Origin of the sequence: Novosphingobium sp. (assembly GCF_031417815.1) — a bacterium.
Lineage (GTDB): Bacteria > Pseudomonadota > Alphaproteobacteria > Sphingomonadales > Sphingomonadaceae > Novosphingobium.
The window spans coordinates 19778-42051 of the sequence record NZ_JANOWI010000037.1 but is presented as its reverse complement, the minus strand read 5'-3'; the positions used below and the strand labels follow the sequence as shown (position 1 = coordinate 42051).

The following is a 22274-nucleotide window of genomic DNA, read 5'->3' as shown; positions in this document are numbered from 1 at the left end:
TTAGTTGACCCGCTTCAGTTCGGCGCGGTGGCCGCCGCCTTCGAGCACCAATTTGTCGCCCTTCAGCGCATAGACCGGATCGGCATCGAGCAGGCCGGCCACGGCGCGCTCTTGTTCCATCACCCCGTCGCAGTACATCTGCGTCGAAATGATCGGCCCGGTCACCAGTTTGTCCTCGGTCAGCCGCAGATCGCCGCCCATGCCGTTGCACCCCGCATTCGCGCCGACCCGCTCGGCTTCGATGCTCAGCGATGCTTTGCTTGAAACTGGCGCCTTGCCGTCGATGCTGGTGAAGGCCCAGCGGGTGTCTTGCAATTGTGCGGGAGACGCCCCGGCAGTGGCGCAGGCGGCCAGCAAGGGCAGGGTGAACAGGATGGTGCGCTTGATCATTATGCAGACGCTAGGGCTGGCAAGCTTATCGCAGACTGAACGCACGGCACATCCGGGCGAAAGGTTGTTCAGCCCAGCGAGTCGAGCACCTCGTAAGCCAGCACCGCGGCAGCGACCGCAGCGTTGAGGCTGTCGGCGCGCCCGTGCATCGGCATGGTCACGCGCAGATCGCAGGCCAGTTCGTAGTCTTCGGGCAGCCCGCGCGATTCGTTACCGACGAGGATGAAGCACGGCGCAGCATAGGGCGCCCCGCGATAAGGCACCGCATCGCGCAGACTTGCCGCCACGAGTTGCGCTTCGCCGCCGCGCAGCCACGGCAGGAATTCATCCCAGCGCGCCTGGGCAATGCCTTGCGTGAAAACCGCGCCCATGCTGGCCCGCACCGCCTCGACGCTGAACGGATCGGCGCAATCGTCGATCAGGATCAGCCCGCCTGCGCCCACCGCATCGCCCGTGCGCAGCAAAGTGCCAAGGTTGCCCGGATCGCGCAGCGCCTGCGCCACCAGCCAGATCTTCGCGCGCGAACGATCAAGTGCTGCAAGGCCGGTGTCAAATTCGGCATAGACCCCACAAACCGCCTGCGGATTATCCTTGCCGGTAATTTTGGAGAGGATATCGCCCGACGTCTCGATCACTTCGCCGCCGGCCGCCCAGACCGCGCATTCGAGCTGCGCCAGCAGCGGATGGGGATCGCGCCCGGCAGCCAATACCAGCACTTCGGGAACATGGCCGGACTCGCGCGCATCGGTCAGCAGCCTAAGCCCTTCGGCCAGGAACTTGCCGGCAACCTTGCGGTGCTTCTTTTCGCGCAGGCTGCGCAAGTATTTGACCGTTGGGTTGGAAAATCCGGTGATCTGGCGGCGCTCAGCCACGCATCAATCCTCGCCGAAGCCGTCCATGACCAAGCCGACGAGTTTGAGCAGGGCCACCTCGGCACATTCGCCGCTGACTTCGATCTCGATCGTATCGCCCTTGGCCGCGCCCAGCATCATCAGGCCCAGGATCGATGCGCCGACGGCTTCGTTGCCATCCTTCATCACCTTGACCAGCACCCCGTCACCCAGCTTGGCAACCGCGTTGACGAATTTGGCGCTGGCCCGGGCGTGAAGACCGCGATTGTTGACAACTTCGACGCTTTGGCTGGCCTGGGCCATCGTTCCCCCACTCAATCGCCTGGTCAGGCGTCCTGCCCCAGAAATTCCGATGCAACCGTGATATAGTTTCGCCCAGCATCGCGCGCAGTGGACACCGCTTTTTCCAGTTCCATGCAGCCGCGCGCCTTGGCCAACCGGATCAGCATCGGCAGGTTGATCCCGGCGATAACCTCGATCCGGCCCTTCTTCATCAGCGAGATCGCCAGATTCGAAGGGGTGCCGCCGAACAGGTCGGTCAGGATGATCACCCCTTGGCCCGCATCGACAGCTTTAACCGCCGCGCCGATTTCGGCCCGGCGGGCTTCCATGTCGTCATTGGGCCCGATGCACACGGTGGCAACAGCTTCCTGCTTGCCGACGACATGCTGCATCGCGTTGACGAACTCTTCCGCCAGCCGCCCGTGGGTAACCAGGATCAAACCGATCATGCTGGGAACGCGCTCCGATTGCCCCTAGCGGCGACTCGCTGTGCCGCAAGGACCGGGGCCATGACGCCACAAGCGCACATGGTCAATGCTTTCCTTCAACCATATCCACCGCGCGGGCGGACAGGTTGCGATGAACAACGCTGGGGGCATAGCCCGCTGCGCGCAAGGCGGCGGCCAGCTGCTCGGCCGAAAAGACCGACCGGTGCCGTCCCCCGGTGCAGCCGAACGCGATGTTCACATAGGCTTTGCCCTGCGCCCGGTAGCGCGGCAACAGCATCAGCACGAGATCGCGGATCCGGCCAAAAGCCTCGTCCCAGGCCTCATCCTGGCGGATATGATCGGCCACCGCCTGATCCTTGCCGGTCTGTTCGCGCAGCAGCGAATCCCAGTGCGGATTATCGAGGAAACGCATGTCGAAGACCAGATCGGCGATCGGCGGCATGCCGCGGGCAAAGCCGAACGAAGTGATGCTGATCGTGGTTTCCTGCGCGCCGGTTTCATCACCGAAGCGTTCGCGCACCGCCTGCTGCAAATCGTTGCTGGTAAAATCGGTGGTCGAAATGACCATATCCGCCCAGCGCCGCAGCGGTTCCATCAATTCGCGCTCAGCCGCGATCCCGCTGGCCACCGGCAGATCCTGCGCCAGCGGATGTCGGCGGCGGGTTTCGTTGTAACGCCGCTCAAGCTCACGCCCGGCGCAATCGAGGAACAGCGTGGTGATCTCCAGATCGGCGCGCGCGGCAAGCTGTTTGACCCGCTGGATCACCTTGTTCGGATCGAAGCCTCTTGTGCGCGAATCGAACCCGATCGCCAGGGGGCTGCGCGGATCGGATGCGGGGCTATCGGCCTTGTCGATCAACCGGTCGAGCAGGCGGATCGGGAAGTTGTCGATCACTTCCCAGCCCAGGTCTTCCAGCACCTTCAGCGCAGTGGTCTTGCCCGCGCCAAGCAGGCCGGTGACCAGAAGCAGGCGTTGACGCGCGGGCGGGCGTGACTCGGTCATTTGGGTGCATCATAAATGGCGCTGGATAAACGCGAAGTGAAGGGCCGTGATCGCAGTGTCCCCGGATCAGACACCAAAGTGCTTCAGGGCCAACTCCGCCTTGATCGGATCGCTGTGCGGCCAGATCCGCAGCATTGGCACAACAGCCCGCAAAATATCGACCTTTTCAGCGGTTTCGGTGAAGCGCGGTGCCTCGGAATCGAGGCGCAACACCAGCGCAACCGGCACCTGGCTCAGCACCGGGAACTGCAGCAGGCCAAGATTGCGCACTTCAAGCAGGCCGGCGATCGCCGGAGCGGGGCTGGCATAGAGCCGGTTCCCCCGCACCGCGAGGCTGACCCCGTCATCGCCGACCAGAACCGCGCCGCGATCGATCAGGCCAAGCGCCAGGCTGGACTTTCCGGTGCCCGGATCCCCTTCGATCAGGATCGCGCGGTTGCCGATCGCAACGCAGCTGGCCTGATGAAGCACGCTCATTCGCTGTCCCCATGCGCGTTCTCGGCCACCGGCAGATCGAGCACCAGCCGTGCGCCGCTCTTGCCGTCCTCGCGGTCGTGCGCGGTCAGCGTACCATCGTGTGCGGCGGCGACGGTGCGGGCGATGGCAAGGCCGAGGCCGGAATGGCTGCCGAACTGTTCGCCTTCGGGGCGCAGCGAGTGAAACCGGTCGAATATCTTTTCGCGCGCATGCACGGGAATGCCCGGGCCATGATCGCTGACCGCCAGCGAAACGTGATCCTCGTGCCGCGTGATTTCCACCTCGACCGCGCCATCGGCTGGCGAGAAGGAAGCGGCATTGTCGATCAGGTTTTCGAGCACGCGCTCCAGCCGCGCAGCATCGCCCTTGACCGTCCAGGGCCCGGCGTCTTGCGGTTCAACCCTGATCTGGCGGCCGGCATTGTCACCGCGTGCGTTGCGGGCGTGGACCAGCGTTTCGGCCAGCGTCATCAGATCGACATCATCGAACTGCGTGCGGCTGAGCTCGGCATCGATGCGGCTGGCTTCGGCAATCTCGGTAACCAGCCGGTCGATCCGCCTGACATCGTGCGCGGCGATCGCGGTCAGTTCGGTGCGCAGCCCATTGTCCGTAACCTTTTCCAGGCTTTCGAGCGCAGAGCGCAGCGAGGCGAGCGGGTTTTTGATTTCGTGCGCAACATCGGCGGCGAAGGTTTCCACCGCGTCGATCCGCTGGCGCAGCGCTCCGGTCATGTCGGACAGCGCCCGGGCGAGCAGGCCGATCTCGTCGCCGCGGCCGGGGAGCCGGGGCACTTCCACCGCACGGTCGCGGCCGAGTCTTACCCGGATCGCGGCGCGCACCAGCGCGCGCAGCGGCTGGACGATGGTGCGAGCCAGGAACAGCGAGAGCTGGATTGAAATGATCAGCGTGATCGCCAGCACGATCACCAGCGTCTGGCGGGCGTCGCGCACACGCTGGGTAATATCGCGGGCATTGCGCGTGGTCAGCAGCAGATCGCCGCGCGCACCGACTTTGGCGGCGGCGGTAATCACCGGGGTTTCATCGGGCGCGGCGCGTTGCTGGACAATCGTTTCGCCGCTCGCCCGGGTGCGGACCAGCTCGGGCCATGCCGCAGCATTGTCGGGGTGCGGATCGGCATAGGTTGGCACGTCGGCAGACCCGAGGATCCAGTTCATCGACCGGTCGAGCCCGCGCGCAGTGTTGAGGTACCAGGGATCGGCAGCGGGATCGGTAAAGGCATAGGCCGGGCCGGTGATTGCGAAACTGTCATGGACCAGCTTGCCCTGGGCGTCGTAGAGCCGCAGCCGCAGGTGCTGGTCGGCTCCGATCAGGCCAATCAGGTTGCGCCGTTCGCGCGGGGTGCTGGCGGCGATCCCGGCGGCGGCGATCTGCGCTTCGCTGCGGGCCAGCTGGAAACGTTCACCCAGCAGCTGCTTGCGGTAGGAATCGATGTAGAACAGGCTGCCCGCCATCAGCCCAAGCGCGATGATGTTGACCGCCAGAATGCGCACCGTCAGCGAAGTGCGCCGGGTCCATTGGCGGCGCAGCGGCCAGCGCGGGGGCAGGGCAGCCGGTTCAGCCATCAGAGAACGAATAGCCCGCGCCGTAAAGCGTCTCGATTGCGGAAAATTCGGGATCGACCGCCCGGAACTTGCGGCGCAGGCGCTTGATGTGGCTGTCGATCGTGCGGTCATCGACGAAGACATCGTCGCTGTAGGCTGCGTCCATCAGCTGGTTGCGGGTCTTGATTACCCCGGGGCGGGCAGCCAGTGCCTCAAGGATCAGAAATTCGGTGACGGTGAGCGATACCGGCGCGCCATCCCAGCTGACCTGGTGGCGCGCCGGATCCATCTGCAGGCGGCCGCGGATCAGATCATCGCTCGCCGCGCCGGCGCTTTCCGCTTCGGTTTCGCTGCGAACCAGTTCGGCGCGGCGCAGGATCGCGCGGATCCGGGCCACCAACAGGCGCTGGCTGAACGGCTTGGTGATGTAATCGTCGGCGCCCAGCGCCAGCCCCATCGCCTCGTCGGGCTCCTCGTCCTTGCTGGTCAGGAAAATCAGCGGCAGCGCGCTCTTCTCGCGCAGGCGGCGCAGCAGCTCGAACCCGTCCATCTGCGGCATCTTGATATCGCAAACGGCCAGATCAGGCGGATTTTCGAGCATGGCCTTCAAGGCCGCCGCGCCATCCGAATAGACCCGGGTGATGAACCCTTCGGCCTGCAGCCCGATCGAAACCGTGGTCAGGATGTTGCGATCGTCGTCCACCAGCGCGATCACTTGCGGTTCGCCTGGATCGGTCGGTGAAAAATCTGGGTCAGCCATGCGACAGTCAGCGCTTTACCGGCGGGATTGCACAGGAGCCACGGGGTAGCGGTTAACTCAGCTGGGCGCAAATGATCCAGTTTTCGGCATCAAACCATTGAAATAAAGCCAACTAATGCAAGATATCAGCCCGTTTGACGGAATCGGCTGGTGCCGCTATGCGCGCCTCACAGCCCCGGCGCATTCGTATGCAAGGCTTGCATCCATTGCGCGCTGCCACGGAGAATACCTTGACCACGCTTTCCTTCCCGCTCGCTTCGCAGGGCATCGCCACGTCTGCCAATGTTCACGCCAATCTCGGCACTGCGCCGCTGGTGGAACATGCCGTGCGCAAGGATGAGGGGCGGCTTACCAAGGATGGCGCACTGTTGGTTGATACCGGCAGGTTTACCGGGCGCAGCGTCAAGGACAAGTACGTGGTGCGCGATGCCACCACAGAAAATGCGATTAACTGGGGCCCGATCAACCAGCCAATGGCGGCGCAGCACTGGGCCAACCTGAAAGCCGATTTCATGGCCGCGCTGGAAGACCAGAGCGAGCTTTATGTCGCTGACCTGTTCGGCGGCAGCCAGCCCGAATACCGCGTGAACGTTCGTGTGATCACCCAGATGGCCTGGCACAGCCTGTTCGTGCGCACCTTGCTGGTGCGCCCCACAGCCGAAGAACTGGACAGTTTTGCGCCCGAATACACCATCGTCAATCTGCCCAGCTTCAAGTCTGACCCGGAGCGCCATGGCTGCCGCAGCGATACGGTGATCGCAGTCAACTTTACCGAGAAGCTGATCCTGATCGGCAACACCGAATATTCGGGCGAGATGAAAAAGGGCGTGTTCGGCCTTCTGAACTTCTTGTTGCCGCCGCAGGGCGTGATGCCGATGCACTGTTCGGCCAACGTAGGCGCCGATGGCAAGAGCGCGATCTTCTTCGGCCTGTCGGGCACCGGCAAGACCACGCTTTCCGCCGACGCCAGCCGCACCCTGATCGGTGACGATGAGCACGGCTGGTCGGACACCGCGGTGTTCAATTTCGAAGGTGGCTGCTACGCCAAGATGATCAACCTGTCGGCCGAGGGCGAGCCGGAGATCTACGCAACGACCAAGATGTTCGGCACGATCCTTGAGAACGTGGCGATGGACGAAGCAACCCGCGAGCTTGACTTCACCGACGCCAGCAAGACCGAGAATACCCGCGGTGCCTATCCGATCGAGTTCATCCCCAACACCAGCGCGAAGAACCTCGGCCCGCCGCCATCGAACATTATCCTTCTGACTGCGGACGCATTTGGGGTTCTGCCGCCAATTGCACGGCTCACGCCCGATCAGGCGATGTACCACTTCCTCTCGGGTTACACGGCCAAGGTCGCTGGCACCGAGATCGGCGTGACTGAACCGGAAGCGACTTTCAGCACCTGCTTCGGTGCCGCCTTCATGCCGCGCCACCCCAGCGTCTATGGTAATCTGCTCAAGACGCGGATTGCCGAAGGCGGGGCGCAATGCTGGCTGGTCAATACCGGCTGGTCGGGCGGCAAGGCAACCGAACCTGGCATCAAGCGGATGCCGATCAAGGCCACGCGCGCTTTGCTCAATGCCGCACTCGACGGCAGCCTCAATAACGCCGAATTCGTGCGCGATCCGAACTTTGGTTTCGAAGTTCCGGTGGCCGTGCCGGGTGTGGACACCGCGCTGCTGAACCCGCGCGGCGCTTGGGCCGACGGCCAAGCCTACGATCAAAACGCCAAGGAACTGGTCGCCAAGTTTGTCGAGAACTTCGCCCAGTTCGCCGAATACGTCGATCAAGGCGTGCTTGATTCGGCCCCCAAGGCTGCCTGACCCGGAAGGCTCCGGGTCGCCATTGACCCGGAGTTTCTGTTTCATGACTAACCATTCAATCCGGCTGTTTGAAAGCGAAGAAGCCATTCGCCGTGCGGGCGAAGGACTGCTTTCGCGCACCTTGCCCAAGGCCGAATGGACCCACGAAGCGCATTTGGCCGCCTGTCTGTGGGTGGTGCTCGAACGCGGCGACATCGCTCCCGAAATCCAGTTGCCGGACATCATCCGCAGCTACAACGTGGCGATAGGGGGAGAGAACACCGACAGCGCTGGCTATCACGAAACGCTGACCCAGCTTTACATCATCGGCGTGCGGCGGTTTCTGGCGGGCTCTGCGCAGAACGGCCTGCTCGCCCAGGTCAACGCGCTGCTGACCAGCGAACTTGGCCCACGCGATTGGCCGCTGCGGTTCTATTCGCGCGAATGGCTGTTTTCGGTCGCGGCCCGCCGCGGCTGGACCGAACCCGATCTGGCACCGATTTAGCTTGGCCCGCGCGCACCGCAGGTCCATCATCAAAGCTTCTGATTAAAGGAGTCGCTCATGGGTATTTTTGACAGCATTCTGGGCCAGCTTGGCGGCCATGCCGACGTTGGCAACATGGCGGCGAAGCTGGGCATCCCGGCCGAAATGGCCGAAAAGGCGATTGCCGCGCTGGGCCAGTCGCATGGCGAAGACGGCGATACGATCCAGGGCGCTGCGGCCAAGACCGGGCTCGATGCTGGCGTGCTCAGCCAGATTGTCGACCAGATCGGCGGCGAAGGTTCGCTCGGCCAATATGCCCAGGCGCTGAAGGACAATCCGGCCGCGTCGGGGATCCTGGGCATGCTGGACCGCGATGGTGACGGCAATCCGCTTAACGATCTGGCTGGTCTGGCCAGCGGGCTGTTCGGCAAGAAATAAGCGCTGCTGCGCAAACGAAAAGGCCGGGTTGCCCTGGGGCAGCCCGGCCTTTCATTTTGCTGAGCGCAGACTTAATCGAGCAGTTCGGCCGGCACCATGCCGCCATTGTCGGCCAGTGCCTGCAGCACTTGCTTCTGCAGCGCGATATTGTCTTCGGCGCTGCCCGAATAATCGGCATTGCCCAATTCGTGAGCCAGCGCCTTGCGGTTGTCGTACGAAGCGTCGATCCCGACCAGCTTCATCAAATCAACCACCGATCCCTGCCAGTTGAGGCCATCGGCCCCGGGCATTGCGCCCAGCACGGCGGCAACATCGACCGGAGCGGCGGGCGCGGCTTCCGCCATCGGGATCGCCGAGGCTTCGGGTGCGGGCGCGGCTTCGGCGGGCTTGCCAAAAATGGCATTCTTGATCGAACTGAAAATAGACATGACAAGCGACTCCTTGAACGGCGGCGACTCGAGAGTGAGGCCGCATCCCCTGATTGCCTTGGCCTAGCAGGTCTGTGTGACAGTTGAAGCGGTTTGTGGCGCGCCTAGCCTGCTTTCTTTTCAGCGATATAGCGCGATACGTTGCTGCCCAGCACATCGAGCGGGACATTGCCCCCGCCGACCACAGCATCATCGAAATCGCGCAAATCATAGCGCGCGGCCAGTTCGCCTTTGGCCCGCGCGCGCTGCGCCAGGATTTCGCTGTGGCCAACCTTGTAGCCGCAGGCCTGCCCCGGCCACGAACAATACCGATCAACCTCGGGAGTCACTTCAGACAGGCCCGAACCGTTGGTTTCGGCAAACCACTGGATCGCCTGTTCGCGGCTCCAGCCTTTGGCGTGCAAGCCGGTATCGACCACCAAGCGGCAGGCGCGAAACGCGATCGACTGAAGATAGCCCAGCCGCCCGACCGGATCGCCTTCATAGGCCCCCAATTCATCGCCCAGCGTTTCGGCATAGAGCGCCCAGCCTTCGCTATAGGCGTTGAAGGCAAGCAGGGTTCGGATCAGCGGCAGGGCATTGGCATATTCGCCTTGCCAGACGTGCCCCGGAATGCCCTCGTGGAACGCCAGCGTGGCCAGCGAATAACGGCTGTGGCGGTTTACATCGCCGAGGTTGAGCCAGATCTTGCCGGGAACCGTGCCGTCCTTCGATCCTGCCCCGCCATAGGCACCCGGCGCGCCGTCTTCCTCTGCCAGCGGGAGGCGGCGGATTTCAAGCTTGCCCGGCATCAGCTTGCCAAAGGCTTGCGGCAGGCGGGTGCGGATGAAGGCGATCTTGTCCTGCATCAGCTTGATGATCTCGGCGCGGCCCGCGTCGTCGTTGGTAAAGCCGAAGCGGGGATCGTTGCCCAGCGCGGTCATCCGCTGGCCGACCGTCCCCTTGGTATAACCGATCGAACGCAGGATCGGGTCCATCTGGCCCTGCAGGTCTTTAAGTGAGTCCAGCCCCATCGCGTGGATTTCTTCGGGGCTGTGGCGCGTGGTGGTGCTGGCGCGAAGGCCCCAGGCGTACCATTCCTCACCATGCGGGCGTCTGAGCAGCCCGGCGTCCATCGTCGCAATGGCACGCTGGGCTTTGAGTTCTACCAGTTGGCGCGACAAGGCCGCTGCAACCGGGCCAGTCGCCAGGGTTCGGGCGCGCACATCCCAGTTGCCCGGGATGTCCTTGGTGCGGCGCACCAGCGAATTGACCAACCCGCCACCGGTGCTGGCATCCTTCAACGTCAGTTCCATCTGGCGGATCGCTTTGTCGAGCAGGAAGGCGGGCGGCACCAGACCCTTGCTGCGCGCATCCCTGATCCGCCCAAGTTCGCCATCAAGCAGGGCCGGGAATTGTGCGAGCCGGGCGAGATAGGCTTCGGCATCGGCGGCATTTTCGACGCGGTGTTCGCTATCGAGGAACCGCGGAGTATCGATGTATCCGCCCACGTTCTGAATCACCACGTAAGGCGTGTTGCGCCAGCCGCCCACCGCGACATCGCCATAGGGCAGGGCAAAACCATCAATCGCGGCCGAAAACGCGCTCTTCACAACAGCGATGCTGGTGCCGGTGGCGGCGTCCAGTCTGCCCGGGTCAATCTGGTTGGCCTGTTGCAGCCCCAGGCGGAGCAGGGCAGCGATTTGCGCCTGGCCCTGCGGCGAACGATTGCCAAGCCGCGCGCGCAAGTGCGCATTGGCGCCGGTATCGACCCCCAGTGAGCTTGCCTGTTCAGGGTTAAGCGCGATTATGCTGTTCGCCAGCAGTTCGAGCAAGGCTGCAGCCTTCGTCGCTTCGGCGGTGGCGGGCGCGGCGGCACGGGCGGACAGAGTCTGGCATCCGGTCAAGGCCAAAGACGAAGCCGCACCGCCCAGCAGGGCAAGCGACTGGCGGCGCGAAATGTAGTGCGGATTGTCCATCGTGCAGTGATGCGGTTGCGCGCCGCCGGTGTCAAACCTGCAAACAAATGCTCTGGCCCGCTGCGAGCAGCTTGGCTAAGTCCTTGTCCATACGCGGCCAAATCCGGCCGCAGGAGGGTTTACACCATGGCCGCAGCCGATCTCATTTCAATCCTACAACAAACCGGCGGCATTGCCGCCATTGCCAATCAGCTTGGCATTCCCCCGCAAATGGCCGAAGCTGGCGCAGGCGCACTGCTGCCGGCGATTGTCGGCGGGATGAGCAAGCAGGCCGATGCCGCTGGCGGCGGCGCAGGCGGACTGGGCAGCCTGATCGGGATCCTCGGCTCGCTGGGCGGGGCAGGCCTCGCCAACAATGTGCTGAGCGATGAGCCGACCAATGTCGATGCGGGCAATTCGGTGCTGGGCACGATCTTTGGTTCGAAGGACGTCAGCCGCACCGTGGCCGATCACGCGTCGGGCCAGACCGGGATCGATCCCGCGATCCTCAAGAAGATGCTGCCGATCCTTGCCATGCTGGTTGCCGGATACTTTTCGCACCAGGCTGACGGCGGGCAGCAGCAGGAAGGCCAGGGCGGGATTCTGGGCTCGGTGCTCGGTTCGGTCCTGGGCGGCGGGCAGGGCGGCGCAGGCGGGATTCTGGGTTCGGTGCTGGGTTCGGTCCTCGGCGGGGGTCAGGCGTCGGCCGCACCTGCGGGCGGCGGACTGGGCGGACTGGGTTCGCTGCTTGACCTTAACCACGATGGCAACCCGCTTGACGACATCCTCGGTATGGCGGGCAAGCTGGTGCGATGATCGCTGCTGATACCGTCTTGTCGCTGCTGGTGTTGGTGTGCCTGGCAATGCTGCTGGGCGCCTATGTGCTGTGGCGGCGGCAGCGCGGCAGCAAGCAGGCGGCCTTGATGCTGGTGCTGGCGGCGGTTGTCGCCGCCAACATCGCGATCTGGGTCGTGCCGGGAAGCGGCGGCAAGGCGCTGGTCAGCGCCAAGCCGGACTAGCGCACCCGGTTCAGCGGATCGGGCAATCCGGCGCGAGGCGGAAGTCGAGGTAATTGTCGACCGAGCCCATCAGGTCTTCCATCTCGTTCTCAAAGAAATGGTTCGCCCGGGGAATTTCCTCGTGGTGGATGGTGATGTGCTTTTGCGTGCGCAGCTTTTCGACCAGCTTCACCACCGAATTGGGCGTCACCACCGTATCGGCCGCGCCCTGGATCAGGATGCCCGATGCGGGGCACGGGGCGAGGAAGGAAAAATCGTACATGTTGGCCGGCGGCGCGACCGAGATAAAGCCGCGGATTTCCGGGCGGCGCATCAGCAGTTGCATGCCGATCAGCGCGCCAAAGCTGAAGCCCGCAACCCAGGTGGTGCTGGCTTCGGGGTGGATCGACTGAACCCAATCGAGCGCTGCGGCAGCGTCAGAAAGCTCGCCGATCCCGTTGTCGAAGCTGCCCTGGCTGCGGCCGACGCCGCGAAAGTTGAAGCGCAGTGTGGCGAAACCACGGTTGGCGAAGGTCTTGTAGAGGTGCTGCGTGATCCGCTCGTTCATCGTGCCGCCGGCCTGCGGGTGCGGATGAAGGATCATCGCGACCGGTGCGCGCGGCCGTCCGGCGGGCTGGAAACGGCCTTCAAGGCGGCCTTCGGGTCCGGGAAAGATCACTGCGGGCATAATATCGGTGCCTGTTCTTGCTGGCCCATGGCGCGGCGTCCGGGGAATTATCGGATGCCGGACCGCTTTGGGCTAGGATCGGGAAGCAGGCGCTATATAGAAACGAGTGACTGAAAAGCAACGATTGTGAACATGCCCGCCCAATTCATCTATCTTGACCATCAGGCGACCACCCCGCTCGCGCCCGAAGCGCGCGATGCGATGTTGCCGTGGCTGTCGGGCCCAGAATCGATTGGCTTTGCCAATCCGCACTCGATGCACCGGGCGGGGAGGGCTGCAGCGGCGGCGGTCGAGGTGGCGCGCGAGCAGGTCGCCGGGTTGTTGCCCAAAGACGGCCGGGTGATCTTTACCAGCGGCGCGACAGAGGCGCTCAACCAGGCGCTGCGCACCGTTCCGCGCGGCGGCATTGCGGTTTCGGCGATCGAGCATTCGGCTGTGGTCAATGCGGCCTTGGCGAGCGGCGCGGCGGTGCAGGAATTGCCGGTCAGCGCCGACGGCCTGGTCGATCCCGAGGTGGACTTTGCCGAGGGCACCGGCTTGGTCGCGGTGATGCAGGTCAACAACGAAATCGGCACGGTCCAGCCGGTCGCGCGGCTGGCCGAACGGGCGCACGCCGCCGGGGCGCTGTTCCTGTGCGATGCGGTGCAGGGCGCGGGCAAGCTGGCCCCGCCTGAGGAGGCCGACCTGATCGCGATCACTGCGCACAAACTCTACGGGCCCAAGGGTATCGGCGCGCTGTGGGTGCGTAACGGAGTGAAGATCGGCGAAATGATCCATGGCGGCGGGCAGGAAGGCGGGCTGCGATCGGGCACGCTCAGCCCCGCACTGTGCGCCGGGTTCGGCGCCGCGGCGGCCCTGGCGAATACGCGGATGGACGTCGATTTCCAGCATCTGTCCGGGCTAGCCGCGCTGGCCCGTTCGATCCTGGCGCGCTGGACGGTCAACGGTAGCGAGACCGCACGCTGGCCCGGCAACCTCAACCTGCGGCTGGATGGGCTGAACTTCCCGCGGCTGCTCAGCGATTGCCGCACCATCGCCTTTTCGGCCGGATCGGCTTGCGGCAGCGGCACCGGTGCGCCCAGCCGGGTGCTGAGCGCGATCGGTCTCGATGCGAAGACCGCGCGCAATTCGATCCGGCTGGGCTTTGGTCGCTACACCACCCGCGACGAAGTTGAACAGGCTTGCCGCGCGATCGAAGCGGCGGCGGCAGCGCAGGGGGTGTGATGGTCAAAGTGACATTCATCACCGCCAAGGGCGAGCGGTGCGATACCGAGGGGCAGGCCGGGGTATCGCTACTTGAAGCAGGGCAGGCAGCGGGCATGCCGCTTGAAGGCACCTGCGAGGGCCAGATGGCCTGTTCGACTTGCCATGTGGTAGTCACCAAGGAGTGGTTCGAGCGGCTGCCGCGCGCCAGTGAGGACGAGGAAGACATGCTCGACCTCGCCGCCGGGGTGATGCGCACCAGCCGCCTGTCGTGCCAGATCGAATTGACCGATCAGCTCGACGGGCTGGTGGTGCACATCCCCGGGGAAAGCCACGACATGCAGCGCCGCTAATTCCTCACCCAAGAGGGAGGAATTAGGCTGCGCAAAACCGGTAGGGCCGCATGGAATCACGCGAGTCCCCCTGCTAGGGCCTGCGGACAATGACCACCGACACAACCGAACCCGATCCCTTCGATGCCATCGTCGATGCGCCGTTCGATAGCGCGCTGTCCGAACGTTACCTGGTCTATGCGCTCTCGACGATCACCGCGCGTTCGCTGCCCGATCTGCGCGATGGATTGAAGCCGGTGCACCGCCGCTTGCTGTGGGCGATGCGGCAGTTGAAGCTCAACCCCACCGATGCCTTCAAGAAATCGGCGCGCGTGGTCGGCGATGTGATCGGCAAGTATCACCCGCATGGCGATCAGTCGGTTTATGATGCGATGGTCCGCCTCGCGCAGGATTTCTCGCTGCGCTATCCGCTGGTCGAAGGGCAGGGCAATTTCGGCAATATCGATGGCGATAATGCTGCTGCCTATCGCTATACCGAAGCGCGGCTGACCAAGACCGCGGTGCAGCTGATGGCCGGGCTGGATGAAGGCACAGTCAATTTCATTCCGACCTATAACGGCGAGGAGGAAGAGCCCGAGATCTTCCCCGGCATCTTTCCCAACCTGCTGGCCAATGGTTCCAGCGGGATCGCAGTGGGGATGGCCACCAATATCCCCAGCCACAACGTTGCCGAGATCATCGACGCGACGCTGATGCTGATCGACAATCCCACCGCCGAACATGACGAGCTGATGCAGATCTTCCACGGGCCGGATTTTGCGACTGGCGGCCTGGTGGTCGATAGCCCGGCGGCAATTTCGCGCGCCTATGAAACCGGCAAGGGTGCGTTGCGCGTGCGCGGGCGGTTCTCGGCCGGGCGCGAGGCGGATGGTGCATGGGAAGCCAGCGGGATCGAGCGGCTGGGCGGCGGGCAGTGGCAGCTGGTCATTTCCGAAATCCCCTACCAGCTCGCCAAGGGCAAGCTGATCGAGCAGGTGGCGCAGCTGATCGCCGACAAGAAGCTGCCGATCCTGGAAGACGTGCGCGATGAAAGCGACACGCAGATCCGCATCGTCTTCGTGCCCAAAAGCCGCAACGTCGATCCCGAACTGCTTAAAGAATCGCTGTTCAAGCTGACCGATCTGGAAACCCGGTTCGGCCTCAACCTCAACGTGCTGGATGATACCCGCACGCCCGGCGTTCTCTCGCTGCGGCTGTTGCTGCTTGAATGGGTCAAAAGCCAGATCGACATCCTGCTGCGCCGCACCCAGCACCGGCTGGACAAGATCGCGGCCCGGCTCGAACTGCTTGGCGGCTACATCATCGCCTTCCTCAACTTGGACCGGATCATCGAGATTATCCGCACCCAGGACGAGCCCAAGGTGCTGATGATGGCAGAGTTCGAACTGACCGACCGGCAGGCCGAGGCAATCCTCAACATGCGGCTGCGCAGCCTGCGCCGGTTGGAGGAAATGGAGCTGCGGCGCGAACAGGGCGATCTGCTGGGCGAACAGGACGAGCTCAACAAGCTACTTGAAAGCCCCGCCCGTCAGCGTACCCGGCTGAAGCGTGATCTGGCCGCGCTGCGCAAGGACTACGGCGAGGAAACCGCGCTTGGCCGCCGCCGCACGACCATTGCCGAAGCCGCCCCGACGGTCGAATTCTCCATGGATGCGATGATCGAAAAGGCGCCGGTCACGGTCAACCTTTCGGCCAAGGGCTGGGTGCGCGGCGCATCGGGCCACGTCCCGATTGGCGCAGACGGATTTGGCGATTTCAAATACAAGGAAGGCGATGGTCCAGCCTTTGCCGCCCATGCCCAGACCACCGACAAGCTGCTGATCGCCTGCGATAACGGGCGGTTCTATACCCTGGGGGCCGACAAGCTGCCCTCGGCACGCGGCTTTGGCGAACCGATCCGCACCATGCTGGATATCGATGCCGGGGCAGAGATTATCGCGCTGCTGGTTTATCGGCCCGGCGCGCAGCTGCTGCTGGCCAGCAATACCGGGCGCGGCTTTGCCGCCGAAGCGGGCGAACTGCTGGCCGAAACCCGCAAGGGGCGCGGGGTGGTGAACACCAAGCCCGGCGTGAAGCTGTCAGTGGTGCGCGAAATTCCGGCCGAGCACGATCACATCGCGGTGGTGGGCGACAACCGCAAGCTGGTGATCTTCAGCCTTGAGGAACTGCCGGTGCTGGCCAAGGGGCAGGGGGTGACGCTGCAGCGCTACCGCGATGGCGGGCTGGCCGATGCCACCACGCTCAAACTTGAAGATGGGCTGAGCTGGAAAATGGGCGGCGAAACCGGCCGCACCCGCACCGAAAGCGACATGCGGCTGTGGAAGGTCGCCCGCGGCGCCGCCGGCCGGCTGCCGCCCGGCGGCTTCCCGCGGGATAACAAGTTCTAGTTCTGCGGCTGCGGGTTTTTCGGAACCAGGATCAGTGTCTGCCCCTCGACCCGCCATGACGCGAGACGCGACAGCAGGTTCATGCCGATCACGTTTGTTTCGCCGATCCCCGGCGCGATCACCGCATCAAGATCGCGGGCAACGACGTTGCCGAAGCGGATCTGGCTGATCGAAGCCAGCTTGGCAGGGGCAGCACCGTTGGCGGTTTGCAGCATGATCGTGCGGCCCAGCTCGGCGGGCTCGATTCCCGCTTCGCGCGCGGTGGAGACGGAGAGCGCTGTGAGTGTGGCGCCGGTATCGACCAGGAAACGCCGCTCCTGCCCGTTGACCTCGGCGTTGACCCAGAAATGCCCGTCGGGGCCCATCGGGATGCGGGTTTCGCCGCCTTCGACGCGCTGCTGCTTGAGCCCTGCAATGGCCAGCGAAAAATCGCTGTTGCTGGAAAACCGGGCGGCCTGCGCGATAGTCAGCAGCAATGTGACGAGCAGGCCAAGGTTGCCAAGCGAGCGCAGCAGCCTGCTGAACTTGGGCAAAGGCCGCGCAATCATCGAGCCGAGCACTGAGACGAAAATTGCCACCAGCGCCAGCAGCAGGAGCGGCTGCTGGGCAAGAAAAGGGATCAGTTCCGTAAGGTCCATCGGGGGCTTCCTAGCACGCTACGGCTTGCTGCGCGATGCGCGCCGCATCAACCGCGCAGCACTTCGCCGAGCACTTCGTGCACCCGGTCCGCCGCAGGGAAGCCTTCAGCCAGCCAGCGCGCCTCGACCGCCCGCAGCGTGCGCGCCACGTCCGGCCCGGCCTTGACCCCGCGCGCGACGATTTCGCCGCCCTTGAGCGGGAAGACCGGGATGTCCCAACCTTCGAGCGGGGCGATGGACTGGCCGGTCAGCAGCAGCCGATCAAGCGCGGTGTTTCGGCCGAGGCGATAGGCGAGGATGCGGGCGGCTTGTTCCTCCCCGGCACGGGGAGGGGGACCGCCGCGCAGCGCGGGTGGAGGGGCACCCTCGTGGTCGCGTGAGCCTTCGGCACCAGGAATAACGGCCCGTGCCCCTCCACCAGCGTCGCTGGGCCCCCTCCCCGTGCCGGGGAGGAATTCACGCCCTGCCGCGAGGACCAACCGCTTTTTGTGTGCGCCGGATAAACGGAACCGTGCTGCGACTTGCCCGGCGAGGTCCGCATCAGGCGGCAGCAGCGCTGCCAGGCGGCGCAGCGCATCTGGCGCAGCGCCTTGCCTGACTTCTTCAGCCACCAGCGCGGCCAGTGCGCCGACATCAGCCTCGGGCAGCACCACCTGCAGCACGCCAAGTTCGGCCATCCGCGCTGCAGTAGGGGCGGGATCGGGCAGGCCCAGCAGGGTCATCATCTCCATCCCCACCCGCTCGCGCGACAGGCCTTTGAGCGTCGCGGCCAATTCCGCACAGGCAGTTTCTGACTCCGGATCAGCCGGCTGCGATCCGAACTTCGCCTGGAAGCGGAAGTAGCGCAGGATCCGCAGGTGATCCTCGCGGATGCGGCTGCGGGCATCGCCGATGAAGCGCACTTTGCGCGCCTTCAGGTCATCCAGCCCGCCAAACCAGTCAAACACCTCGCCTGTTACCGGATCGGCATAGAGCGCGTTGATGGTGAAATCGCGCCGCGCAGCATCGTCCTGCCAGTCTTGCGCGAAGGCCACCGTGGCGCGGCGGCCATCGGTGGTAACGTCATGGCGCAGCGTGGTGATTTCCACCGCCCCGCCGGGCAAGATCGCGGTGACGGTGCCGTGATCGATCCCGGTCGGCACGACCTGGATGCCTTGCGCTTTGAGCCGCCGCATCACTTCGCGCGGTTCATGCGGGGTGGCAATGTCGATGTCCTTCACCGCCTGCGCCAGCAGCGTATCGCGCACCGCACCGCCAACGTAGCGCGCATTCTTCTGCCCCAGCGCGGCGATCAGGCGCGCCAGATCCTCGCGCTGCAGCCACGGCGTATCGGGCGCAAGTCTGGTCACCACGCGATCCGCTTCGCCAGGTTGGCGATGATCCCCGCGGTAACGCCCCAGATCCGGTGTTCCTGCCACATGATCTCGATATAGCTTCTTGTCCGGCCTTGCCAAACGGCAGAATGACGGGTGTGGTTGGCAGAATCGAAAACGAAGTCGACCGGGGCTTCGAACCACTGCGCCACCTCGGTCGGGCTGGGATTGAGTTCAAGATCCGGCGGCACAACGGCAATCACCGGGGTGATCGCATAGCCCGATCCAGTGCGGTAAGTGTCGCTGACGCCGATCACATGGACATCGCGCGGATGGATTCCCAGTTCCTCATAGGCCTCACGCAAGGCGGCTTCTTCCGGGGTTTCACCCGGATCGATCTTGCCGCCGGGGAAAGCGACCTGGCCCGGGTGCGAGCGCATGTTGGATGGCCGGTGGATGAGCAGGAAGCCGGGCCGCTCGCGCTCGGTCATGGCCGCCAGTACGGCGGCCGGGCGCAAGTCCGCTGCAGCAAAGGCTGCCTCATCGCGGTGATCGATCGCATCAGCGTGGCCTTCGGCGTGGAGACGGGCCAGCCGCGTCTTGAGGCTCATGCCGGCACCAGCGAAAACCGCATGCCCTGACTGGTAACCGCCAGATCGGCATCGGCCAGATCAACCAGTTGCAACCAGGTGCTGCGGTTGATCCGTGCTTCGGTGCCGTGCCGAACCGCAAGGTAGAGCGCTGGCATATCCGGATCGCCGCGCGCGACGAGCGGATGTTCAGGCCCGGCCAGTACGACCTCGTCGGTATTAAGCCGCAAGGCCAATGAGTCGCCAGTGCGCACCACATCGACGGCGATGAAGGCGGCATCCTCGACCACGATCGATTGTTTTTCGGCCGGGGTGACCAGCCAGTTCGATCCATCCCCCTCGCGCCGCAGCAGCCCGGCAAAGGCGCGGATCATCGCCGGACGTTTGATTTCGCCGCCATCGTGAAACCAGCGACCATCGGCCTTGATCACCATCAGGCTGTCGCCACTGGCGGCCGGGTTCCATTGCTCCACCGGCGGCAATTTGCGCGCGGCGTTCAGCGCGGCAATTTCGGCAAGGCTCAGCGTTGCAAGATCGGGAAGGGGATCATAAGGCATCGGTGCTGCGATGCCAGCATCATTCCTCCCCTGCAAGGGGAGGGGAACCAGCGAAGCTGGTGAAGGGGCACGGGCGGGTTTGCCAGTCGTTGCAGCGAGGTTGTGGTTACCGGCCCGTACCCCTCCACCATCCTGCGGATGGTCCCCCTCCCCCAAGGGGGAGAACCTAGCCCCGCCAAGGGCCCAAGGTGCCTTCCTTTGGCAAAACCGCTGGATTGTCGCAGCGCACCAGCAGACGGCTGGGCTCCCATGGCCCGGGCAGCTGCCACCCGCCGGTGGGCTCGGCGCTAAAGCCCCAGAACCGGCCGTAATACTCGGCGTCGCCGATCATCACCTGCGGCAGCGGCGCTTTGGGCGATTGCGCGGCGATTGTGGCGGTCATCAGCGCCTTGCCATAGCCACCGCCCTGCGCCTCGGGCAGAACGGCTACCGGGCCGACCAGGATCAGCGGATGTTTGCGCCCGTCCGGATCGGTCAGCGCCACCGGCCAGCACTGGATCGTACCGACCAGATGCTGCTCTGGATCAAGCGCGGCGAACGATAGCACGGGCAGCCAGTCCACCCCTTCGCGCAGCTTGTAGGCGGTGCGCTGGCGGCGTTCCGGCTCAAACGCACGGTCAAGCAGGTCCTCGACCATGGCGGGATCAATGGAATCGAGCGGGATCAGGGTGGCGTCCGACATGGCGCGCGTCGCTAGGGCGATGCGCGCGGCTTGTCGAACTTATTTGTGCCCAACCTATTTGCGCGAAAGCCGCAGCAGGCGGCCGTCTGCGCCGTCTTCAAGCACCAGCAGCGCGCCATCGGCATCCTGGGTTATGGCCCGGATGCGGCGCGCCATCGGATAGCGCGCCTGCTCTGCGGCCGTATCGCCAGCGATCTTTACCCGGACCACCGCGGTCGGGCTCATCGCGCCGATCAGCACCTGGCCCTGCCATTCGGGCCACATCTTGCCGGTGTAGAACATCATCCCGCCCGGCGCGATCACCGGGTTCCAGTAAATCGCCGGGGCCGCAAGATCGGGCCGGGTGTCGTGATGCGGTATGAATACGCCGTCATAATGGCGGCCTTCCGAAACCAGCGGCCAACCATAGTTTGCGCCCTGCCGGACCAGGTTGAGCTCGTCGCCGCCAGCCGGGCCGTGCTCCAGATCCCACAGCCGCCCATCGGGCGCGAAGGCCAGACCCAGAATGTTGCGGTGGCCCAGCGAATAGCGTTCGGCCGGACCTGCCGGTTTGCCCGCGGCATCGATCGGCAGACGGATGATCTTACCAAGATCGCTGCCGGGATCCTGCGCCGGGGTGAACTTCTGCCGCTCGCCCGAGGCGATGAACAGGTATTTGCCATCGGGCGAGAAGGCGAGCCGGTGCGAAAAGTGCCCGCGGCCGGTGACCTTGGGGGTCTGCCGCCAGATCACTTCGAGGCCTGAAATCTGGCAGGCATCCGCCGCATCGCAGGTCAGCGCCCCGCGCCCCACAGCGACCCCGCGCGTGTCATCGGGCCCGGCCTCGACCCAAGTCAGGAATATCGTGCGGCGGCCGATGCTGGCAGACTGCTCAGACGGCAGAAACGCAATGTCGCCCAGCCCGCCCTGACCGCCGTAATCGACTTTGGGCGCGCCGGTGACGGTGCCCGATTTCCCGGTCTTCACGTCCTGCATTGCGATCGTACCGGCCCTTTCCGTGATCAACAGCATCGACGTGCCTGGTGCGAATGCCATCGCCCACGGCTCTAAGTAAGTGCCAAGTTCGGCGATCGTGAAGGCCCCGTCGATCTTTGTTTGCACACGGGGGCTATCCCCAGATGCAGCGCCGCTGCAGCTTGCAGCGAGAAAGACGAAAGGCGAAAAGACGGCAAGGAGTTTGGTGCGCATGAAGGTCGTTATTGGCACATTTTCTTCTGATGCCAAGTGCCTGCAAGGTCAGGTGGTGATCGGCGTCGATGAAGCGGGGCGCGGGCCGCTGGCGGGGCCGGTGGTGGCGGCGGCCTGCGTGCTGGGAACGGCGGTGCTGGCAGGGCTCGACGATTCCAAGAAACTCTCGGCCAAGCGCCGCGCCGTGCTGGAACCGCAGATCCAGGCATCGTGCCGCTGGGCGCTGGGGGTGGTCGATGCCGCCGAGATCGACCGGATCAACATTTTCGCCGCGACCATGCTGGCGATGACCCGGGCGGTTGCGGCACTGGTGACCGAACTGGGGGCAGAGCCCGGCCAGGTTCTGATCGATGGCAACAAGACCCCGCACGGACGCGTCGCCGAATGGCGCTGGAATGCCCGCGCGATCGTTGGCGGGGACGCGCTGGAACCGTGCATTTCGGCCGCATCGATCCTCGCCAAGGAATATCGCGACCGGCTGATGCGCGCCGCTGCGCTAGATTATCCGCACTACGGTTGGGAGCGCAACATGGGCTATGGCACGGCTGAGCACATGGCAGCGCTGCAGGTGCATGGACCGACGCCGCTCCACCGCCGGAGCTTCGCCCCGGTGGCACTACTCTAAATCCTCCCGGTGCCGGGAGGATTTTTTATCCGCGAGTCCGCCGGGCCACACCACCAGATGTTGAGTCCACGGTGATTCCCGGGACTCCACATCGTGTGTCGGCCCCGTTTCGTTCCGCCGTTCGTTAACCCTTCAGTTACCACGAATCTCTATGATTCCAGCGACATTCCGCTTGACGTGGAC

The 22274-nt window shown here is 64.5% G+C and carries 26 protein-coding genes; 9 read left to right on the top strand and 17 right to left on the bottom strand.

What is annotated here, in order from left to right:
* From RMN99_RS09200 to RMN99_RS09165, 8 genes are all read right to left on the bottom strand, one after another.
* Complete coding sequence (locus RMN99_RS09200) at window positions 1–390, bottom strand: META domain-containing protein (RefSeq protein ID WP_309623015.1); 390 nt, start codon at window positions 388–390, stop codon at window positions 1–3.
* Window positions 391–458: 68 nt separating this feature from the next.
* On the bottom strand, window positions 459–1262 hold the full coding sequence (locus tag RMN99_RS09195; RefSeq protein ID WP_309623014.1) for an RNA methyltransferase: 804 nt from the start codon (window positions 1260–1262) through the stop codon (window positions 459–461).
* Between the two features lie 3 nt (window positions 1263–1265).
* The gene (locus RMN99_RS09190; RefSeq protein ID WP_309623013.1) at window positions 1266–1544 is read right to left on the bottom strand and encodes an HPr family phosphocarrier protein; all 279 of its coding nucleotides are present in this window, start codon (window positions 1542–1544) and stop codon (window positions 1266–1268) included.
* Between the two features lie 23 nt (window positions 1545–1567).
* Window positions 1568–1972, bottom strand: coding sequence for a PTS sugar transporter subunit IIA (locus RMN99_RS09185; protein ID WP_309623012.1), 405 nt, complete (start codon window positions 1970–1972; stop codon window positions 1568–1570).
* An 82-nt stretch (window positions 1973–2054) separates the two neighbouring features.
* Window positions 2055–2975 carry an RNase adapter RapZ gene (gene rapZ / locus RMN99_RS09180; RefSeq protein WP_309623011.1) on the bottom strand — a complete coding sequence of 307 codons (921 nt, stop codon included), beginning with the start codon at window positions 2973–2975 and terminating at the stop codon, window positions 2055–2057.
* A 66-nt stretch (window positions 2976–3041) separates the two neighbouring features.
* The gene (locus RMN99_RS09175) at window positions 3042–3452 is read right to left on the bottom strand and encodes an HPr kinase/phosphatase C-terminal domain-containing protein (RefSeq protein ID WP_309623010.1); all 411 of its coding nucleotides are present in this window, start codon (window positions 3450–3452) and stop codon (window positions 3042–3044) included.
* Window positions 3449–5035 carry a stimulus-sensing domain-containing protein gene (locus RMN99_RS09170; protein ID WP_309623009.1) on the bottom strand — a complete coding sequence of 529 codons (1587 nt, stop codon included), beginning with the start codon at window positions 5033–5035 and terminating at the stop codon, window positions 3449–3451. Before RMN99_RS09170 ends, RMN99_RS09175 begins: the two co-directional genes overlap by 4 nt.
* A complete protein-coding gene (locus RMN99_RS09165; RefSeq protein WP_309623008.1) occupies window positions 5028–5774 on the bottom strand; it encodes a response regulator transcription factor in 747 nt (248 codons plus the stop codon). Before RMN99_RS09165 ends, RMN99_RS09170 begins: the two co-directional genes overlap by 8 nt.
* Window positions 5775–5962: 188 nt before the next feature.
* Here RMN99_RS09165 and RMN99_RS09160 point away from each other — a divergent pair, with 188 nt between their 5' ends.
* From RMN99_RS09160 to RMN99_RS09150, 3 genes are read left to right on the top strand one after another with little or no spacing between them, the layout of a single operon-like run.
* Window positions 5963–7603, top strand: coding sequence for a phosphoenolpyruvate carboxykinase (locus RMN99_RS09160; RefSeq protein ID WP_309623007.1), 1641 nt, complete (start codon window positions 5963–5965; stop codon window positions 7601–7603).
* Window positions 7604–7646: 43 nt separating this feature from the next.
* A complete protein-coding gene (locus tag RMN99_RS09155; RefSeq protein ID WP_309623006.1) occupies window positions 7647–8087 on the top strand; it encodes a hypothetical protein in 441 nt (146 codons plus the stop codon).
* Window positions 8088–8144: 57 nt separating this feature from the next.
* Window positions 8145–8504: a hypothetical protein gene (locus RMN99_RS09150; protein ID WP_309623005.1), complete on the top strand. Its 360-nt coding sequence runs from the start codon at window positions 8145–8147 to the stop codon at window positions 8502–8504.
* A gap of 71 nt (window positions 8505–8575) precedes the next feature.
* On the opposite strand, the gene RMN99_RS09145 is transcribed toward RMN99_RS09150, so the two are convergent.
* Window positions 8576–8932: a DUF3597 family protein gene (locus RMN99_RS09145; RefSeq protein WP_309623004.1), complete on the bottom strand. Its 357-nt coding sequence runs from the start codon at window positions 8930–8932 to the stop codon at window positions 8576–8578.
* A 104-nt stretch (window positions 8933–9036) separates the two neighbouring features.
* Complete coding sequence (locus RMN99_RS09140; RefSeq protein ID WP_309623003.1) at window positions 9037–10890, bottom strand: DUF885 domain-containing protein; 1854 nt, start codon at window positions 10888–10890, stop codon at window positions 9037–9039.
* Between the two features lie 126 nt (window positions 10891–11016).
* Here RMN99_RS09140 and RMN99_RS09135 point away from each other — a divergent pair, with 126 nt between their 5' ends.
* Both RMN99_RS09135 and RMN99_RS09130 read left to right on the top strand, forming a co-directional pair.
* Window positions 11017–11685 (top strand): DUF937 domain-containing protein, encoded by a 669-nt coding sequence (locus tag RMN99_RS09135; protein ID WP_309623002.1) that lies wholly within the window; start codon window positions 11017–11019, stop codon window positions 11683–11685.
* The gene (locus tag RMN99_RS09130; RefSeq protein WP_309623001.1) at window positions 11682–11888 is read left to right on the top strand and encodes a hypothetical protein; all 207 of its coding nucleotides are present in this window, start codon (window positions 11682–11684) and stop codon (window positions 11886–11888) included. Before RMN99_RS09135 ends, RMN99_RS09130 begins: the two co-directional genes overlap by 4 nt.
* A 10-nt stretch (window positions 11889–11898) precedes the next feature.
* Here RMN99_RS09130 and RMN99_RS09125 read toward each other — a convergent pair whose 3' ends face one another.
* Window positions 11899–12555, bottom strand: coding sequence for an alpha/beta hydrolase (locus RMN99_RS09125; RefSeq protein WP_309623000.1), 657 nt, complete (start codon window positions 12553–12555; stop codon window positions 11899–11901).
* Between the two features lie 132 nt (window positions 12556–12687).
* Between RMN99_RS09125 and RMN99_RS09120 the strand changes: the two genes are divergently transcribed.
* From RMN99_RS09120 to parC, 3 genes are all read left to right on the top strand, one after another.
* A complete protein-coding gene (locus RMN99_RS09120; RefSeq protein WP_309622999.1) occupies window positions 12688–13779 on the top strand; it encodes an aminotransferase class V-fold PLP-dependent enzyme in 1092 nt (363 codons plus the stop codon).
* A complete protein-coding gene (locus RMN99_RS09115; protein WP_309622998.1) occupies window positions 13779–14111 on the top strand; it encodes a 2Fe-2S iron-sulfur cluster-binding protein in 333 nt (110 codons plus the stop codon). Before RMN99_RS09120 ends, RMN99_RS09115 begins: the two co-directional genes overlap by 1 nt.
* An 89-nt stretch (window positions 14112–14200) precedes the next feature.
* Complete coding sequence (gene parC, locus RMN99_RS09110; RefSeq protein ID WP_309622997.1) at window positions 14201–16498, top strand: DNA topoisomerase IV subunit A; 2298 nt, start codon at window positions 14201–14203, stop codon at window positions 16496–16498.
* Here the strand turns inward: parC and RMN99_RS09105 are convergent.
* From RMN99_RS09105 to RMN99_RS09080, 6 genes are all read right to left on the bottom strand, one after another.
* A complete protein-coding gene (locus RMN99_RS09105) occupies window positions 16495–17136 on the bottom strand; it encodes a TIGR02281 family clan AA aspartic protease (RefSeq protein WP_309622996.1) in 642 nt (213 codons plus the stop codon). The two genes, parC and RMN99_RS09105, sit on opposite strands and share 4 nt — an antisense overlap.
* Window positions 17137–17183: 47 nt before the next feature.
* On the bottom strand, window positions 17184–18485 hold the full coding sequence (locus RMN99_RS09100; RefSeq protein WP_409035246.1) for a CCA tRNA nucleotidyltransferase: 1302 nt from the start codon (window positions 18483–18485) through the stop codon (window positions 17184–17186).
* The gene (locus tag RMN99_RS09095) at window positions 18482–19060 is read right to left on the bottom strand and encodes a CoA pyrophosphatase (RefSeq protein ID WP_309622995.1); all 579 of its coding nucleotides are present in this window, start codon (window positions 19058–19060) and stop codon (window positions 18482–18484) included. The genes RMN99_RS09100 and RMN99_RS09095 overlap by 4 nt, the downstream gene beginning before the upstream one ends.
* Window positions 19057–19596 carry a DUF1285 domain-containing protein gene (locus tag RMN99_RS09090; protein ID WP_309622994.1) on the bottom strand — a complete coding sequence of 180 codons (540 nt, stop codon included), beginning with the start codon at window positions 19594–19596 and terminating at the stop codon, window positions 19057–19059. Before RMN99_RS09090 ends, RMN99_RS09095 begins: the two co-directional genes overlap by 4 nt.
* Window positions 19597–19762: 166 nt before the next feature.
* The gene (locus tag RMN99_RS09085) at window positions 19763–20278 is read right to left on the bottom strand and encodes an N-acetyltransferase (RefSeq protein ID WP_309622993.1); all 516 of its coding nucleotides are present in this window, start codon (window positions 20276–20278) and stop codon (window positions 19763–19765) included.
* A 54-nt stretch (window positions 20279–20332) separates the two neighbouring features.
* Window positions 20333–21313: a PQQ-dependent sugar dehydrogenase gene (locus tag RMN99_RS09080; RefSeq protein ID WP_309622992.1), complete on the bottom strand. Its 981-nt coding sequence runs from the start codon at window positions 21311–21313 to the stop codon at window positions 20333–20335.
* A gap of 151 nt (window positions 21314–21464) precedes the next feature.
* Here RMN99_RS09080 and RMN99_RS09075 point away from each other — a divergent pair, with 151 nt between their 5' ends.
* Window positions 21465–22091: a ribonuclease HII gene (locus tag RMN99_RS09075; protein WP_309622991.1), complete on the top strand. Its 627-nt coding sequence runs from the start codon at window positions 21465–21467 to the stop codon at window positions 22089–22091.
* The last annotated feature ends 183 nt before the right edge of the window (window positions 22092–22274 follow it).